We start from the raw sequence: 14701 nt of genomic DNA on the forward strand, positions 1-14701 counted from the left end.
CTCAGCTCGTGAAGCCGATATGCACGTGGTCGTGGTGGGTGGCGTCCGAGAAGAACTGGTTCGCGGTCGTCCCGCCGGACAGCAGCACCGGCCCGCCGACGTTGTACGACCCGGCCGCGGCCGCCGCGCGCATGAAGGCGGTGATCAGGGTCCGCGAGGTCGCCGGGTCCACCACCCGGTGGCCGTCGATGCGCCACACGTCGAACGCCCGGCCGCGCGGGTGGTCGCTGGGCCGGTTGGTGCCGAACACGTCCAGCGGGTGGCCGGACCGCACCACGCTGACCGACATCCGGTAGGGGCCGGCGAGCCGCAGCATCGCGTCCAGCACGCTGGTGTGCACCTGGCCGCTGCGGATGTCGGCGGCCGAGGCGGGCGGCAGCTCGATCCGCGGGTCCGCCAGCACGTCGCGCTGCGTGGCGTCCAGCGGCCGGGCGGGACCCGGCTGCGCGGGGTGCAGGGCGGTGACCGACCAGCCCGACGCGGTCCGGGAGAGGCGGACGTCGACGGTGGTGCCGCCGTCGGCGATCGTCGAGCCGGTCCTGGTGGTCTGCGCGCACACCACGAGCACGCTCGCGGAGTCGGTGAGGATGCCGCCGTACTGCGCGTCGATCACCCGCACCACGGCCGCGTCCGCCGCCGGGGTCAGCGAGCCCGTCTGGCCCGCCAGCCGGGTGGCCTGCGCGGCCGGGATGCCGAGCTTCTCCGCGCGGGCCGCCCGGTCGGCCACCCCGCCCTGGCCGGCGGGCCAGGTGCCGAACGCCTCGACCAGCCGCACCGCGGCGAGCTTGGCCGCCGGCTGGATTTCGCCTGGCCCCGGCACCCACTGCGTCGGGGCGGGCAGCGCCGCCGGCGAGCTGGTGCCGGCCGCGGGCTGCGACCGCGGCGAAGTGCCGGTGCCCGAGGGGGCGGCGGAGGCGCCGGGAGGGGCCGAGGTGCCGCCGCCCGAGCAGCCGCAGAGCCCGGCAGCGGTCACGCCCGCGGCCCCGAGCAGCACCGAACGGCGGCGCACCGCGCCGCCCCGCCCCGGCTGCGCCGCGGCGTCCCGGACGGCGAAGGGTTCGGAGACCACCCGCCCAGTATCCGCGGCCCAAGCCTCCCCGGCTCCCCCTGCGGGCCGCGCGGGTGAATGGGGAGCCCGGAGCGCAGGAGGACCGATCAGGCGGGCCGGAGGGCTGACGCACGAGCGCCCGCCGTGGCCGGGTGAGGAACGGGCCCGTCCGTGAAGGGGGGGGAGAGCAGGAGGACCGATCAGGCAGGGCCGGAGGGCTGGCGCACGAGCGCCCGCAGTGGCCGGTGGAACGGGCCGCGGGGCGGGTCAGTGGGCGGGGGAGATGCGGCCGGTCACCTCGCCGAGGCCGATGCGGGTGCCGTTCGGGCCCGGGGCGGTGGCGGTGATGGTGATCTCGTCGCCGTCCTGGAGGAAGGCGCGCGTCGTGCCGTCGGGGAGTTCCAGCGGCTGCTCGCCGTTCCAGGTCAGCTCGATCAGCGCGCCGCGGCTTTCGCGGTCCGGGCCGCTGATGGTGCCCGACGCGAACAGGTCGCCGGCCCGCAGGCTCGCGCCGTTGACCGTCATGTGGGCCAGCATCTGCGCGTACGTCCAGTACATGGCGGCGAACGGCGGCCGGGACACCGGATGGCCGTTGAGCCGCACCTCCAGTGCGATGTCCAGGCCGGCCGGCGGCAGCCCCGACCGGTCGTCGAGGTAGGGCAGCGGCTCGGTGTCCCGGGCCGGCGGCTCGGTGCGGGCGTGCGCGAGGGCGTCCAGCGGCACGACCCAGGGCGAGACGGAGGTGGCGAAGGACTTGCCCAGGAACGGCCCGAGCGGCACGTACTCCCACGCCTGGAGGTCCCGCGCCGACCAGTCGTTGACCAGGCACACGCCGAATACGTGCCGGTCGGCGTCGCGCAGCGCCACCCGCTCGCCCAGCGTGGTCGGGGCCCCGACCACGAACCCCAGCTCCGCCTCGATGTCCAGCCGCTGCGACGGCCCGTAGGAGGGCGCCGGCTCGGCGGGCGCCTTGCGCTGGCCCGACGGCCGCACGACGGGCGTGCCGGACACCACCACGGTGCCCGCCCGGCCGTGGTACCCGATCGGCAGGTGCTTCCAGTTCGGGGTGAGCGGCTCGGCACCGGGGCGGAAGATCCGGCCCAGGTTCGCCGCGTGGTGCTCGGAGGCGTAGAAGTCGACGTAGTCGGCGACCTCGAACGGCAGGTGGAGCGTCACCTCGCCCCGCGGGACCAGGCACGGCCCGACGGCCGCCCGGTGCTCCTCGGCGGTGACCCAGGCGGTGGTCGCGGCGCGGGCCTGCCGCCACGCCGGACGGCCCGCCGCCAGCAGCGGGTTGAGCGACGGGGCCTCCAGCAGCCCGGCCAGCTCGCCGGCCGCCCCGGTGGCGCGGGCCGCCGCGCCCACGTCGAGCACGTGGTCGCCGTAGGCGACGCCGAGCCGGCGCGGACCGCCGGCCGTACTGAACACGCCGTACGGCAGGTTGTCCGGTCCGAAGGGGGAGTCCTGCGGGACGGCGAACGGGTTCACGGCGTTCAACGGGCCTCCAGGGTTCCGGAGCCGGCGGGTGCCACCGGTGCGCGGGGCGCCTCGGCGGTACGCGGCCGGTACGGGTCGGGTCGGGACGGCGGCAGCAAACGGGAAACGCCCCGAGGGTACCGCCGGGACCTGGGGCGGACGGGTTTGGAGGAGCCGGACGTCTCTACGTAAAGTTCGGCCCAAGGTGCGGGGGAGCGACGAAGAGAGCAGCGGCGGGATGACGGCGACCACACAGGACGTGCACGGCCTCGGGCCGGAGGACGACCCCATCGCGGGCGCGCCCGGGATCGACCCGGCGCGCATGGAGGTGTGCCTGGCGGTGCTGGCAGAACTCGACGAGCTGCCGGTGGACCACCCCGACGCCGTCGCCGTCCGGCGCGCCACCGCGGGCATCTACCGCACGGTCAAGCAGCGCCGCCGCCAGGAGCGCAGGGCCGCCAAGACCGCCAACGACAAGGCCGTCACCGAGGCCACCGCGACCGGCGCCGCCGACCGCATCGACGACGAGACCCTCGGCATCCAGCTCGCCCCCTCGGTCACCACCGAGATCGCCGGCATCCTGCAGCGTCCCCGGTCCTGCTACATCTGCAAGACCCGGTACGTCGAGGTGGACGCGTTCTACCACCAGCTGTGCCCGCCGTGCGCCCACGAGAACCGGGCCAGGCGCGACGCACGCACCGACCTGACCGGGCGCCGCGCCCTGCTCACCGGCGGCCGCGCCAAGATCGGCATGTACATCGCGCTGCGGCTGCTGCGCGACGGCGCCCACACCACGATCACCACCCGCTTCCCCCACGACGCGATCCGCCGGTTCACGGCCATGCCCGACAGCGCCGACTGGATCCACCGGCTCAAGATCGTCGGCATAGACCTGCGCGACCCCGCCCAGGTCGTCGCGCTCGCCGACTCGGTGGCCGCCGAAGGGCCGCTGGACATCCTGATCAACAACGCGGCGCAGACCGTGCGCCGCTCGCCGTCCGCGTACAGCGAGCTGGTGGCGGCCGAGGCCGCGCCGCTGCCGGCCGGGGCGCTGCCCTCCTGCGAGGTGTTCGGGGCCTTCGGTTCCGGCGCACCGGCCGCCCCCGCGCTGCCCGGGCCCCGCACCCAGGGGCTGACCGCGCAGGACGTGACCGAACTGGCCCTGGTCAGCGGCTCGGCCACGCCCGCCAGGATCGCGGCGGGCACCGCCATCGACGCGGGCGGCCTGGTGCCGGACCTCGACGCGAGCAACACCTGGGTGCAGACGGTCGGCGAGGTGGACCCGATCGAGCTGCTCGAGGTCCAGCTGTGCAACGTCACCGCGCCCTTCGTCCTGGTCAGCCGGCTGCGGCCGGCGATGGCCGCGGCCGCCGCCCGCCGCAAGTACGTGGTCAACGTCTCGGCGATGGAAGGGCAGTTCAGCCGCGGCTACAAGGGCCCCGGCCACCCGCACACCAACATGGCCAAGGCCGCGCTGAACATGCTCACCCGCACCAGCGCCCAGGAGATGCTGGAGACCGACGGCATCCTGATGACCGCGGTCGACACCGGCTGGATCACCGACGAGCGCCCGCACCCGGACAAGCTCCGGCTGGCCGCCGAGGGCTTCCACGCGCCGCTCGACCTGGTGGACGGCGCGGCCCGGGTGTACGACCCGATCGTGCGCGGCGAGGCCGGCGAGGACCTCCACGGCTGCTTCCTCAAGGACTACGCGCCCTCGCCCTGGTGAGCCCGGCGCCCCCGCAGGTTGCGGTCAGCCGTGCGGCGGCGGGGCCGTGCTGTCCCTGACCACCAGCTCGCCGGCCACCTCGACCTGGGTCGTCTCCGGCTGCTCCCCACCGAGCAGGTGCAGCACCATCCGGGCCGCGACCGCGGCCATCTCGGGCAGCGGCGTGCGCACCGTGGTCAGCCGCGGCGTCACCCACTCCGCGAACGGCAGGTCGTCGAAACCGACCACGCTCACGTCCTGCGGCACCCGCAGCCCCAGCGCGGCGGCGGCCCGGTAGGTGCTGAGCGCCTGCTGGTCGCTGCCCGCGAAGATCGCGGTCGGCCGGTCAGGCAGCCGCAGCAGGTCCAGCGCGTGCCGGTACGCCGGCTCGTTCCGGAAGTCGCCGTGGCGCACCAGGTCAGGGTCGACCGGCAGGCCGGCCTCCTCCAGCGCCGAGCGGTAGCCGTCCACCCGGGCCCGCGAGGACAGCCGGTCCGGCGGGCCGCCGATCACCGCGATCCTGCGGTGGCCGAGCCGCACCAGGTGGCGGGTGGCGGCGAGCCCGCCCGGCCAGTTGGTCGCGCCCACCCACGGCACGCCCGGCGGCGGCTCCTCCACCGGCGCGATCAGCGCGTACGGGACGCCGAGCCGGCGCAACTCCGCGTGCTCGTCCTCGTCGAGCTCCGGGACGACCAGGATCGCCCCGCGGGTCCTGCGGGTGGCCAGCGAGTCCAGCCAGCGCCCCGCGGTGGGGCCGCCGCGCTCCCGGGCCGCGGAGACGACCATGCCCATGCCGACCGCGTGCAGCGCCTCCTCGGCCCCGCGGATCAGCTCCACCGCCCACGGGCCGTCGATGTCCTTGATGACGAAGTCCAGCAGCCCGCCGGGCGCCAGCGCGGTGGCCGCCGGCCGGGACCGGGCCAGGTAGCCGTGCTGCTCCAGCAGCCGCTGCACCCGTGCGCGGGTGCGGGAGGCCACGTCCGAGCGGTCGTGCAGCACCTTGGAGACGGTGGAGACCGAGACACCCGCCTGCCGGGCGACGTCCGCCAGCGTGGTCCCGCCCGTGCTCCCGGCGCCCGGGCCGCCGTCCGTCTCCCTGTCCGCGCCCACGCTCTCCGCCCTCCGCCCGCCGCGGAGCCCTCGCACCGCCGGTCCCCGGAGAGTATGGCGAACGCGCGGCGCCCGCAGGCGCTCCGGCCTGCACCGGAACGGCCGCTCGGACAGGTGGCGGCGGGCGGCGAACGGTAATTTGGATGTATGGAGCCGACCGCGACCGCCGGGCGGCCCCGGGCATCGCGGGCGATGCGATCCCCGTGGGTACGGCTGGCTGCACCGTTCGCCGTCGTCGCCCTGCTGCTGGCCATCGACCTGGCCGGCGGCACCGCGATCCGGATCGGCGGCCTGATGCTCGCGGTGCCCGCGCTGTGCGCGGTGTTCCTCAGGCCCGGGCAGGTGCTCGTCCTCACGGTCGTGACCATGGGCTGCGTGATCGTGGCGGCGGTGAACAACCACCAGTTCGACGCCACGAACTTCCCGATCGTCATCTCGACCGAGGTGCTGATCGGCGTGGGCGCCGTGACCGCGTCCCGGATCCGTGTCAGACGTGAGCAGCAGCTCGCCCAGGCCCGCTGGGTGGCGTCCGTGGCCCAGGAACTCCTGCTGCGCCCGCTGCCCGGCCGGCTCGGCCCGCTCACGATGGCCTCCCTGTATCTCGCGGCCGAGGAGGAGGCGGAGATCGGCGGCGACCTCTACGCGGCGGCCGTGCTGGACTCCGGCGACGCACGGCTGCTGGTGGGCGACGTCCAGGGCAAGGGGCTCGGCGCGGTGGAGGTGGCCGGCTTCCTGCTGGCCGGCTTCCGGCGGGCCGCCCGCCGCCGGGTGGAGCTGCCCGACCTGCCCGGCTATCTCGACTGCCGGCTGCGCGAGGACCTCACGGACGCCGAGGAGACCGCACCACCCGCCCCGGACGGCGTGCGCGCCGCGCCGCGCAGCGGCCCGCGCCTGCTGGAGGGCTTCGTCACCGCCGTGGTCGTCGACGTCACCGACGACGGCAGCAAGCTGCACGTCGCCAACTGCGGCCACCCGCCCCCGCTGCTCCTGCATGACGGCATGGTGCGGCGCCTGCTCCCCGAGGTCCCGGCGCTGCCGCTCGGCCTCGGCGACCTCGGCGACGAGCGGCACGACATCGACACCTACGCGATGGAGGCCGGCGACATCCTGCTGCTCTACACCGACGGCGTCACCGAGGCCCGCAACGCCGACGGCGTCTTCTACCCCCTCGCCGAGCGCCTCCCCGCCTGGTCGGCCGAACCGCCCGAGACCCTCCTCCACCACCTCCGCGAGGACCTCATGCGCCACGCCGCCTCCAGCCTCGCCGACGACGTCGCCCTCGTAGCCGTCCAACGCCCCACCTGAACCCCGGCCCACCCATCTGGGGCGCCCCAGGGACCCGTACCCATGCTCCCGGGTACGCCGGTGTAGGCATCGAGCCAAAGGGCCCGCCGGTGTCGAGAGGGAGAACGCGCGCAGCCCCCCGAGGTACGAGGGGGGCGACCACGATCGACCGGCAGACACCGGGTCTAAGGGCCCGGAGGCGAGAGGCCGGCAAAAAGGGGGGGCGAGCACGATCGACCAGCAGACACCGGGTCTAAGGGCCCGGAGGCGAGAGGCCGGCAAAAAGGGGGGCCCGGAGGCGAGAGGCCGGCAAAAACTACGGCACCACCACCACCGGCCAGCGGCCCGCCTTGATGAGGCGGGTGCCGGTGGCGCCGCCGAGGCGGTGGGTGAAGGTGTGGGACGCGCCGACGACCACGGTGTCGGCGCGTCTCTCGTCGGCGACGTGGGCGATCCCGGCGACCGGGTCGCCGACGGGCAGCACCACGAACTCCCAGCGGAGCGCCCGCGCCTCGGTCATGCACGACAGGCCCGCCGCCACCCGGCCGCGCAGCTCGTCCGCGGCCGTGACGTCCGTGCCGGCCAGCAGCCAGGCGGCGCCGGCCAGCAGGGCGATCGGGTGCGCGGGCAGCACGTGGACCAGGACGAGCAGCGCCTCCTGGCGGCGGGCCAGGCCGACCGCGTAGGCGACGGCGTGCCAGGACGAGTCGGAGTCGTCGAGGCCCGCGACGACGACGCGGGCCCCGTCGCCTCTGCCTGGTGGACTCACCGCGGCCTACGGCTGGACGCGGTCGGACCCGGTGGCGCTGTCCGCGGGGGTCTCCGCCTTCTCGGCGAAGGCCGCGGCGAAGGCGCGCAGCGGGATCTCCTTGATCATCAGGGACAGCACGATGGCGATCACCAGCACGCCGGCGCCCACCAGGAACGCCACGTTCATCGCCTCGGTGAAGCCGACCTTGAACGGGTGCGCCAGCGCCGGGTCGAGGTGCTTGAGGAACGAGGTGTCGTTGAGCGAGCTCGAACTGCCGGACGAGGTGAGCAGCTTCGCCTGGTCCGGGTGGGCCTGTGCGGCCTGCTGGAACGCCGCGGTGCCGCGTGCGTCGGCGAAGGCCGAGGCGATCTTCCCGCCCACCACGGAGTAGACGATGGACAGGAACACCGCGACACCGAGCGTGCCGCCCATCTGGCGGAAGAAGGTCGCCGACGACGTCGCCACGCCGATGTCCCGCGGGGACACCGCGTTCTGCATCGCCAGCACCAGGGTCTGCATGTTCAGGCCGAGTCCTGCGCCGACCACGAACATGGCGATGTCGATGTAGAACAGGCTGCTGTCGGCCCGCAGCCCCCACAGCATCAGCATGCCGGCGACCAGCAGCACGCAGCCGATCACCGGGAAGATCTTGTAGCGGCCGGTGCGCGAGGTGATCTGGCCGGACACCATGGAGAACACCATGATCCCCAGCATCAGCGGAAGGGTCAGCAGGCCGGCCTTGGTGGGGGAGTCGCCCTTCACCAGCTGCAGGTACAGCGGGATCAGGGTGATGCCGCCGAACATGCCGATGCCGATGATGGCGGACTGCGCGGAGCCGACGGAGAAGACGCCGTTGCGGAACAGCCGCATCGGCAGCAGGGCCTCCTCGCCCGCGCGGCGCTCGAAGAACAGGAACGCCGCGGTGCCCACCGCGCCTATCACGTAGCAGAGCACCGAGGTCCCGCTGCCCCAGCCCCAGTCGCGGCCCTGCTCGGCCACGATGAGCAGCGGCACCAGCGCGACCATCAGCGCGACCGCGCCCGGGTAGTCCACGCGGTGCGCACGGCGCTCCTGGTGGACGTGCAGGACGCGGGCGACCACGGCCATCGCCGCCAGGCCGATCGGCACGTTGATCAGGAAGATCCAGCGCCAGCCGTCGATGCCCAGCAGCTGGTCCTGGCCGGCGAGCGCGCCGCCGATCACCGGGCCGAGCACGCTGGAGGTGGCGAACACCGCCATGAAGTACCCCTGGTACCTGGCGCGTTCACGCGGCGGGATGATGTCGCCGATGATCGCCAGGGCCAGCGAGAACAGGCCGCCGGCGCCGATGCCCTGGAACGCCCGGAAGGCGGCCAGCATGTACATCGAGGTGGAGAGCATGCACAGCGCCGAGCCGACGATGAACACGGCGATGGCGAAGAGGAAGAAGGGCTTGCGGCCGTACTGGTCGGAGAGCTTGCCGTACAGCGGGGTGGCGACGGTCGAGGTGATGAGGAAGGCCGTGGTCACCCAGGCCTGCGCGGTGAGGCCGTTGAGGCTCTCGCCGATCTTGTAGATCGCGGTCGAGACGACGGTCTGGTCCAGCGCGGCCAGGAACATGCCCAGCAGCAGTCCGGAGAGGATCACCATGATCTGGCGGTGGGAGTAGCCCGTCGGCGGCGTTTCCTCGACGCCGGCCGCCGGTGCGGCGTCTGCTGCAGCTGTCATGGAGCCCTGTCCTCCTGGTGCTGGTTCGCGTGGGGGCCGTCACCGGCCGGCCCGTGGGCGGGAGATCCATTACTTGCCCTGGGCAACGTTGAGGCCAAGATTACGCCTGCCGGTAGGAGCGGGGCTCAACTGCGCCTCGTGGACGCCGCGATCAAGCCGCAGGCGGAACCGCGGCGCGCCGGGTCCGATGAGGTGAAAGGCGAGGGTTGCGCGGAGACATCGGATCTCACGTCCTTTGCGAGGGATCTTCTTGGGGGTGACGCGCCGACAGACCTGCGCCAACTCCCGGCCTTTCATGGGTGATCGTGAGCGAACCTGAGCGATCTACCCGGCATGTGCACACGTCTTGACACCCTCACACACGGACTCCACCATCAGACATCGGATCTGTCGCCAGTCGTGATCATGGCGATACCCCGCCTGTGCACCGTCCCGTCCCGCGCCCCGCCCAGCGCCGCACCGCGCCGCAGAACGGAGTCCCCGCATGCACGAGTCCAGAGCGACCGTCCCGTCCGATCCGTCCCGACCCGCTGCCTTCGCCGGGGGTCCGGACGCCGCCGGCCCGGCCGGGATGACCCGCCGCGGCGCCCTGCGCGCCGCCGGCGCGGTGGGGGCGCTGCTCGCGATGTCCGCGCTGCCCCGGTTCACCGCCGCGGCCGCCGCCGCGCCGGGGAACGAGGACCGCCCGCACGCGGCGCACCTGGTGCCCGACGACGAGGCCGTCACCCTCTGGTACGGCAGCCCCGGCACCGAGCCGCTGATCCTGGAGCAGGGCCTGCCGCTCGGCAACGGGCGGCTCGGCGCCCTGACCACCGGCGACCCGGCCCGCGACGCCTTCTACGTCACGGACGCCACGCTGTGGACCGGCGGCGCCAATGCCGTCCTCGGCTCGGACGGCCAGTTCCCCTACGAGTCCACCGGGTTCGGCACCTTCGGCCTGCTGGCCAAGGCCTATCTCGATCTGCCCGCGCACACCGCGGCCGCCGTCTCCGGCTACCGGCGGACCCTCGACCTGAGCAACGGCCTGGTCACCACCAGCTATGTGCTCGGCGGCGTGACCTACCGCCGCGAGGTCTACGCCAGCCACCCCGACGACGTGGTCGTCGTCCGGCTCACCCAGAGCGGCGGCGGGACGTACAGCGGCACGTTCGCCCTGAACGGCACCCGCGGCGAGACCACCGCCGCCGAACCCGGGCCCCAGGCCGTCTCGTTCAGCGCGGCCCTCGCCAACGGGCTGCGGTACGCGGCCGTGGCGCGGGCGGTGGGCAGCGGCGGCAGCGTGGCGGTCTCCGGCGGGCAGGTGGTGTTCACCGGCTGCCGCGAGGTGCTGCTGGTGATCAGCGGCGGCACGAACTACGCCCCGGACCCCGCCAAGGGCTTCATGGACGCCGGTACCGATCCGCTCGCCCTGGCCCGCGGCAAGGCGGCCGCGGCGGCCGGGGTGGCCGGCGCCGCCCTGCTGGCCACCCATGTCGCCGACTACCAGCGGCTGCAGCAGACCATGACCGTCGACCTGGGCACCTCCACCGCCGGGCAGCGGGCCATGGACACCGCCGCCCGGCTCACCGCCCGGGCCGCCGCCGGCTCCGCGCCCGACCCCGAACTGGAGGCGTCCTACCTGCAGTTCGGCCGCTACCTGCTGCTCTGCGGCTCCCGCGGCAGCCTGCCGCTGAACCTCCAGGGCCTGTGGCTGGACCGCAACGACCCGGCGTGGATGGCGGACTACCACACCGACATCAACATCCAGATGAACTACTGGCTGCCGGACCGGGCCGGACTGCCCGGCTGCTTCGACGCGTTCACCGACTACTGCGTCAGCCAGCTGCCGTCCTGGAAGGACGCCACCACCCGCCTGTTCCAGGACGGCCGCAACGGGTTCCGCAACACCTCGGGCAAGGTCGCCGGCTGGACGGTGGCGATCTCCACCAACCCCTATGGCGGCAACGGCTGGTGGTGGCACCCGGCTGGCGGCGCCTGGCTGTCCAACGCGCTGTACGACCACTACGCCTACACCCAGGACGCCGCCCATCTCGCGTGCATCTACCCGCTGTTGAAGGGTGCCTGCGAGTTCTGGGAGGCGCGGCTGATCACCACCTCGGTCACCGACCCGGACACCGGCGCCACCCGCCAGGTGCTCGTCGACGACCACGACTGGTCGCCGGAGCAGGGGCCGACCAACGCGATCGGCATCACCTACGCCCAGGAGCTGGTCTGGCAGCTGTTCGAGAACTACCGCGCGGCGGCGGGCCTCCTGGGCCGGGACGCCGGCTACGCCTCGGTGATCTCCGGGCTCCAGGACCGGCTCTACCTGCCCCGGGTCAGCGCCACCACCGGCCGGCTGGAGGAGTGGATGACGGACGCCGACCTCGGCGACCCCGCCCACCGGCACCTGTCGCCGCTGGCCGGCCTGTTCCCCGGCGACCGGATCACGATCGAGGACTCGCCCGCCCCGCTGGTCGCCGGGGCGACCGCGCTGCTCACCGCGCGCGGCATGATCAGCTACGGGTGGGGCAGCGCCTGGCGCGCCGCCTGCTGGGCGCGGCTGAAGAACGCCGACAAGGCGTACCAGCTGGTGCAGGCCGTGCTGCGGCCGTCGGTCAACCACAGCAACGGCACCGGCATCAACATGTTCGACATGTACCAGCTCGGCAGCACCAGTTCGACGTTCCAGATCGACGCCAACTTCGGCACGCCGTCGGCGATGGTGGAGATGCTGGTGCAGTCCCGGCCCGGCCGGATCGAGCTGCTGCCGGCGCTGCCGTCCGCGTGGGCGGCCACCGGCCGTGTCACGGGTGTCGGCGCCCGCGGCGGCTTCACCGTGGACGTGGCCTGGGCGAACGGTCAGGTCACCAGCGCGACCGTGCACGGCCCGGCCGGGGCGAGCACCACCGTGGTTGCCGGGGCATGGAGCCGGCAGGTCACCGTCGCGCCGTCCGGCAAGGTCACCGTCAAGCCCAGCAGGACGTTCCAGATCGTCAACCGCGCCAGCGGGAAGGCGGCCGGCGTCGCCGGCGGCGCCACCGCGGCGGGGGCCGGCGTCGTCCAGAACGCGCCCGGCGACGGCGCCGACCAGCACTTCGCGCTCGTCCCCGGCGCGGGCGGCGTCTTCACCGTCGCCTGCACCCACGACGCCCTGGTCTGGGACGTCTCCGGCGGCACCACCGCCGACGGCGCCCCGATCGTGCAGTGGACCCCCACCGGCGCCACCAACCAGCAGTGGACGCTCGCCGACGCGGGGGACGGCTGGGTGACGGTCACCAGCGTGCGCAGCGGCAAGGTGCTCGGCGTCGCGGGCGGCTCCACCGCCGACCTGGCCGCCGTCGAGCAGCAGACGCCCGACGGCGGAACGGCCCAGCAGTGGCGGCTGATCCCCGTCTGACACCCCCGTCTGACACCCCTGCCCGACACCCCTGCCCGACACCCCTGTCCGGCGCCGCTGCCCGGCGCACCTCGGGCACCCGTCACGCGCCTCCTGACCTGCCGCTGACCGAGCATTCGGGCATAACGCTCCTTACCTACCATTTGGTAAAATCGGCGTAATGCACGCGTAATGCCCATGTGAAGCGACAGGGAGGGAGGCATGCGCGCCGTGGAGGACGAGTTCCGGGCCCCGGCAGGGCGCCGGCCGATCATCAGGGCCGGCGCCCTGCTGCGCCGGCCCGGCGCGGGTGCCCGGCTGACCCGGCTGCTCCCCTCGGCGGCGCTGCTGGTGGCGGCCGCCCTGCTGGTCGCCGCACCTCCCGACGACCACTTCGGGCTGCTCATCGCGGTCGTGCCCTTCCTCGCCGCCGCGGTGCACGGCGCGCAGGCCACCGCCGTCATCGGCGCGCTGTCCGTGGCGGTGTTCGCCGCGCTGCGGATGTGGCGGACCGAGGACGAGCCGGGGGTGGCGGTGATCAAGCTCGGCCTGGTGTCCGCGGCCGGGGCGGTCGCCGTGCTCATCAGCCAGGCCCGCTCCAGGGAACGCCGGCTCAACCGGGCCACGGACATCGCCCTCGCCCTGCAGGAAGGGCTGCTGCCGCGGGCCATACCCCGCAGCAGCGCGGTCGACGTGTGCCACCGCTACGGGCCGACCGACGCCGAGGCCGGCGTCGGCGGCGACTGGTTCGACGTGATCCGGCTGTCCGGCGCCCGCGTCGCCCTGGTGATGGGCGACGTCGTCGGCCACGGCGTGCACGCCGCCGCGACCATGGGACGCCTGCGCACCGCCGTGCGCACCCTCGCCGACCTCGACCTGGCCCCCGACGAGCTGCTCGCGCGGATGGATGACCTCACCGAGCAACTGGACGAGGACGACACCAACGGCCTGGGCGCCACCTGCCTGTACCTCGTCTACGACCCGATCTCACGGGTGTGCACCCTCGCCAGCGCCGGCCACACCCCGCCCGCCCTGCTGCGCCCTGACGGCAGCGTCGAGTTCCCGCAACTGGCCGAGCACCCGCCGCTCGGCATCGGCGGGACCCCGTTCGCCGCCACCGAGCTGACCCTCGACGAGGGCACCGTGATCGCCCTCTACACCGACGGCCTGCTCGACCTGCGGCACCGCGGCACCGACGCCGCCCTCGCCGCGGTCGCCGGCGTCCTCACCTCGCCCACCGCCTCGCTGCAGCAGCTGTGCGACCGGGTGTACGACCAGGCGCCGGCGGACTCCGACGACGACGTCGCGGTGATGCTGGCGCGCGTCAAGTCGGTCCCGGACGGCAGCGTCGCGACCTGGGACCTGCCCGCGGACCCCAGGTCGGCCGGCACCGCGCGGTCGGCGGCGGCCGCGCAACTGGCCGGCTGGGGCCTGGAGGCGGCCGGGTTCACCACCGAACTCGTGGTCAGCGAGCTGGTGACCAACGCCGTCCGCCATGCCACCGGGCCCATCACGCTGCGGCTGATCCGGGACGACGCCCTCATCTGCGAGGTGTCCGACGGCAGCAGCACCGCGCCGCACATGCGGCTGCCCCGCCTGACCGACGAGGGCGGCCGCGGCCTCTACCTCGTCGGGCGGCTCGCCGACCGCTGGGGGACCCGCTATACCGGCACGGGAAAGACCATCTGGGTCGAGCAGGCGGTGTGACGGCCGCCGCCCGGAGGCCGCCCCTGGCCGCCGGCGAGTGTCGCGGGGCAGGGTTGTCACACCGCGGCCTTAGCATGCGGCCATGCCGGACGCCGAGTTCCCCGATCCGCTCATCGAGCTGCAGAAACGATCCGACCTGGCATGGGCGGAGGTCGAGGCGCACCGTCGCGATGTGGACGGCCGCCGGCACCGGGACGCACAGGTCGAAGGGGCGGAAGCCGATCCCGCCCGGCCGTGGGCCGGTCCCGACCTCCCGCCGTGGACCGAGGCGGAGGACGCCCGGCACGAGGAGCTGATGGCGGCCGCCCGCACGGCCGCCGACGAACTGCGCCGCGCCCTTGCCGAGTCCGGTCTCGGCGGCGGCGCCGAGGTGGTGCGCGGGCTGCGCAGAGCGGCGAGGGAGCCGGGGCCGCAGCAGTAGCTGCCGCGGCCCCGGCTCCCTCGCGCTCCGGCTGCTGCCGGTGGTCAGTTCTTGCGGGTGGTGATCTCGTCGGTGAGTTGGGGCAGGACCTGGAAGAGGTCGCCGACCACGCCGTAGTCGACCAGGTCGAA

At 74.2% G+C, this 14701-nt stretch carries 10 protein-coding genes; 5 read left to right on the forward strand and 5 right to left on the reverse strand.

Translation table 11 applies throughout. From position 1 onward, the window contains the following. Nucleotide 1: 1 nt before the first annotated feature. Nucleotides 2-1069 carry a hypothetical protein gene (locus ACH4TG_RS30205; protein ID WP_398245745.1) on the reverse strand — a complete coding sequence of 356 codons (1068 nt, stop codon included), beginning with the start codon at nt 1067-1069 and terminating at the stop codon, nt 2-4. 246 nt (nt 1070-1315) lie between these two features. After that, complete coding sequence (gene fahA, locus ACH4TG_RS30210; RefSeq protein ID WP_398245746.1) at nt 1316-2545, reverse strand: fumarylacetoacetase; 1230 nt, start codon at nt 2543-2545, stop codon at nt 1316-1318. A 217-nt stretch (nt 2546-2762) separates the two neighbouring features. On the opposite strand from fahA, the gene ACH4TG_RS30215 reads away from it, so the two are divergent. Then, nucleotides 2763-4253: an SDR family NAD(P)-dependent oxidoreductase gene (locus ACH4TG_RS30215; protein WP_398245747.1), complete on the forward strand. Its 1491-nt coding sequence runs from the start codon at nt 2763-2765 to the stop codon at nt 4251-4253. 24 nt (nt 4254-4277) lie between these two features. Here the strand turns inward: ACH4TG_RS30215 and ACH4TG_RS30220 are convergent, their stop codons facing one another. Then, nucleotides 4278-5342, reverse strand: coding sequence for a LacI family DNA-binding transcriptional regulator (locus ACH4TG_RS30220; RefSeq protein ID WP_398245748.1), 1065 nt, complete (start codon nt 5340-5342; stop codon nt 4278-4280). 192 nt (nt 5343-5534) lie between these two features. On the opposite strand from ACH4TG_RS30220, the gene ACH4TG_RS30225 reads away from it, so the two are divergent. Continuing rightward, nucleotides 5535-6647 carry a PP2C family protein-serine/threonine phosphatase gene (locus tag ACH4TG_RS30225; RefSeq protein ID WP_398245749.1) on the forward strand — a complete coding sequence of 371 codons (1113 nt, stop codon included), beginning with the start codon at nt 5535-5537 and terminating at the stop codon, nt 6645-6647. A gap of 295 nt (nt 6648-6942) precedes the next feature. Here the strand turns inward: ACH4TG_RS30225 and ACH4TG_RS30230 are convergent, their stop codons facing one another. Together ACH4TG_RS30230 and ACH4TG_RS30235 are read right to left on the reverse strand one after the other, a co-directional pair. Beyond that, nucleotides 6943-7395, reverse strand: a complete 453-nt coding sequence (locus ACH4TG_RS30230) for a universal stress protein (RefSeq protein ID WP_398245750.1) — start codon at nt 7393-7395, stop codon at nt 6943-6945. 6 nt (nt 7396-7401) lie between these two features. Further along, a complete protein-coding gene (locus ACH4TG_RS30235; RefSeq protein ID WP_398245751.1) occupies nt 7402-9084 on the reverse strand; it encodes an MDR family MFS transporter in 1683 nt (560 codons plus the stop codon). Nucleotides 9085-9655: 571 nt separating this feature from the next. On the opposite strand from ACH4TG_RS30235, the gene ACH4TG_RS30240 reads away from it, so the two are divergent. From ACH4TG_RS30240 to ACH4TG_RS30250, 3 genes are all read left to right on the forward strand, one after another. Beyond that, nucleotides 9656-12463 carry a glycosyl hydrolase family 95 catalytic domain-containing protein gene (locus ACH4TG_RS30240; protein ID WP_398245765.1) on the forward strand — a complete coding sequence of 936 codons (2808 nt, stop codon included), beginning with the start codon at nt 9656-9658 and terminating at the stop codon, nt 12461-12463. Between the two features lie 201 nt (nt 12464-12664). Then, nucleotides 12665-14149: a SpoIIE family protein phosphatase gene (locus ACH4TG_RS30245; RefSeq protein ID WP_398245752.1), complete on the forward strand. Its 1485-nt coding sequence runs from the start codon at nt 12665-12667 to the stop codon at nt 14147-14149. An 82-nt stretch (nt 14150-14231) separates the two neighbouring features. Continuing rightward, nucleotides 14232-14570: a hypothetical protein gene (locus tag ACH4TG_RS30250; RefSeq protein ID WP_398245753.1), complete on the forward strand. Its 339-nt coding sequence runs from the start codon at nt 14232-14234 to the stop codon at nt 14568-14570. The last annotated feature ends 131 nt before the right edge of the window (nt 14571-14701 follow it).

It is taken from the genome of Streptomyces sp. NPDC020917 (assembly GCF_044333795.1).
In the GTDB taxonomy this organism is placed as follows: domain Bacteria; phylum Actinomycetota; class Actinomycetes; order Streptomycetales; family Streptomycetaceae; genus Actinacidiphila.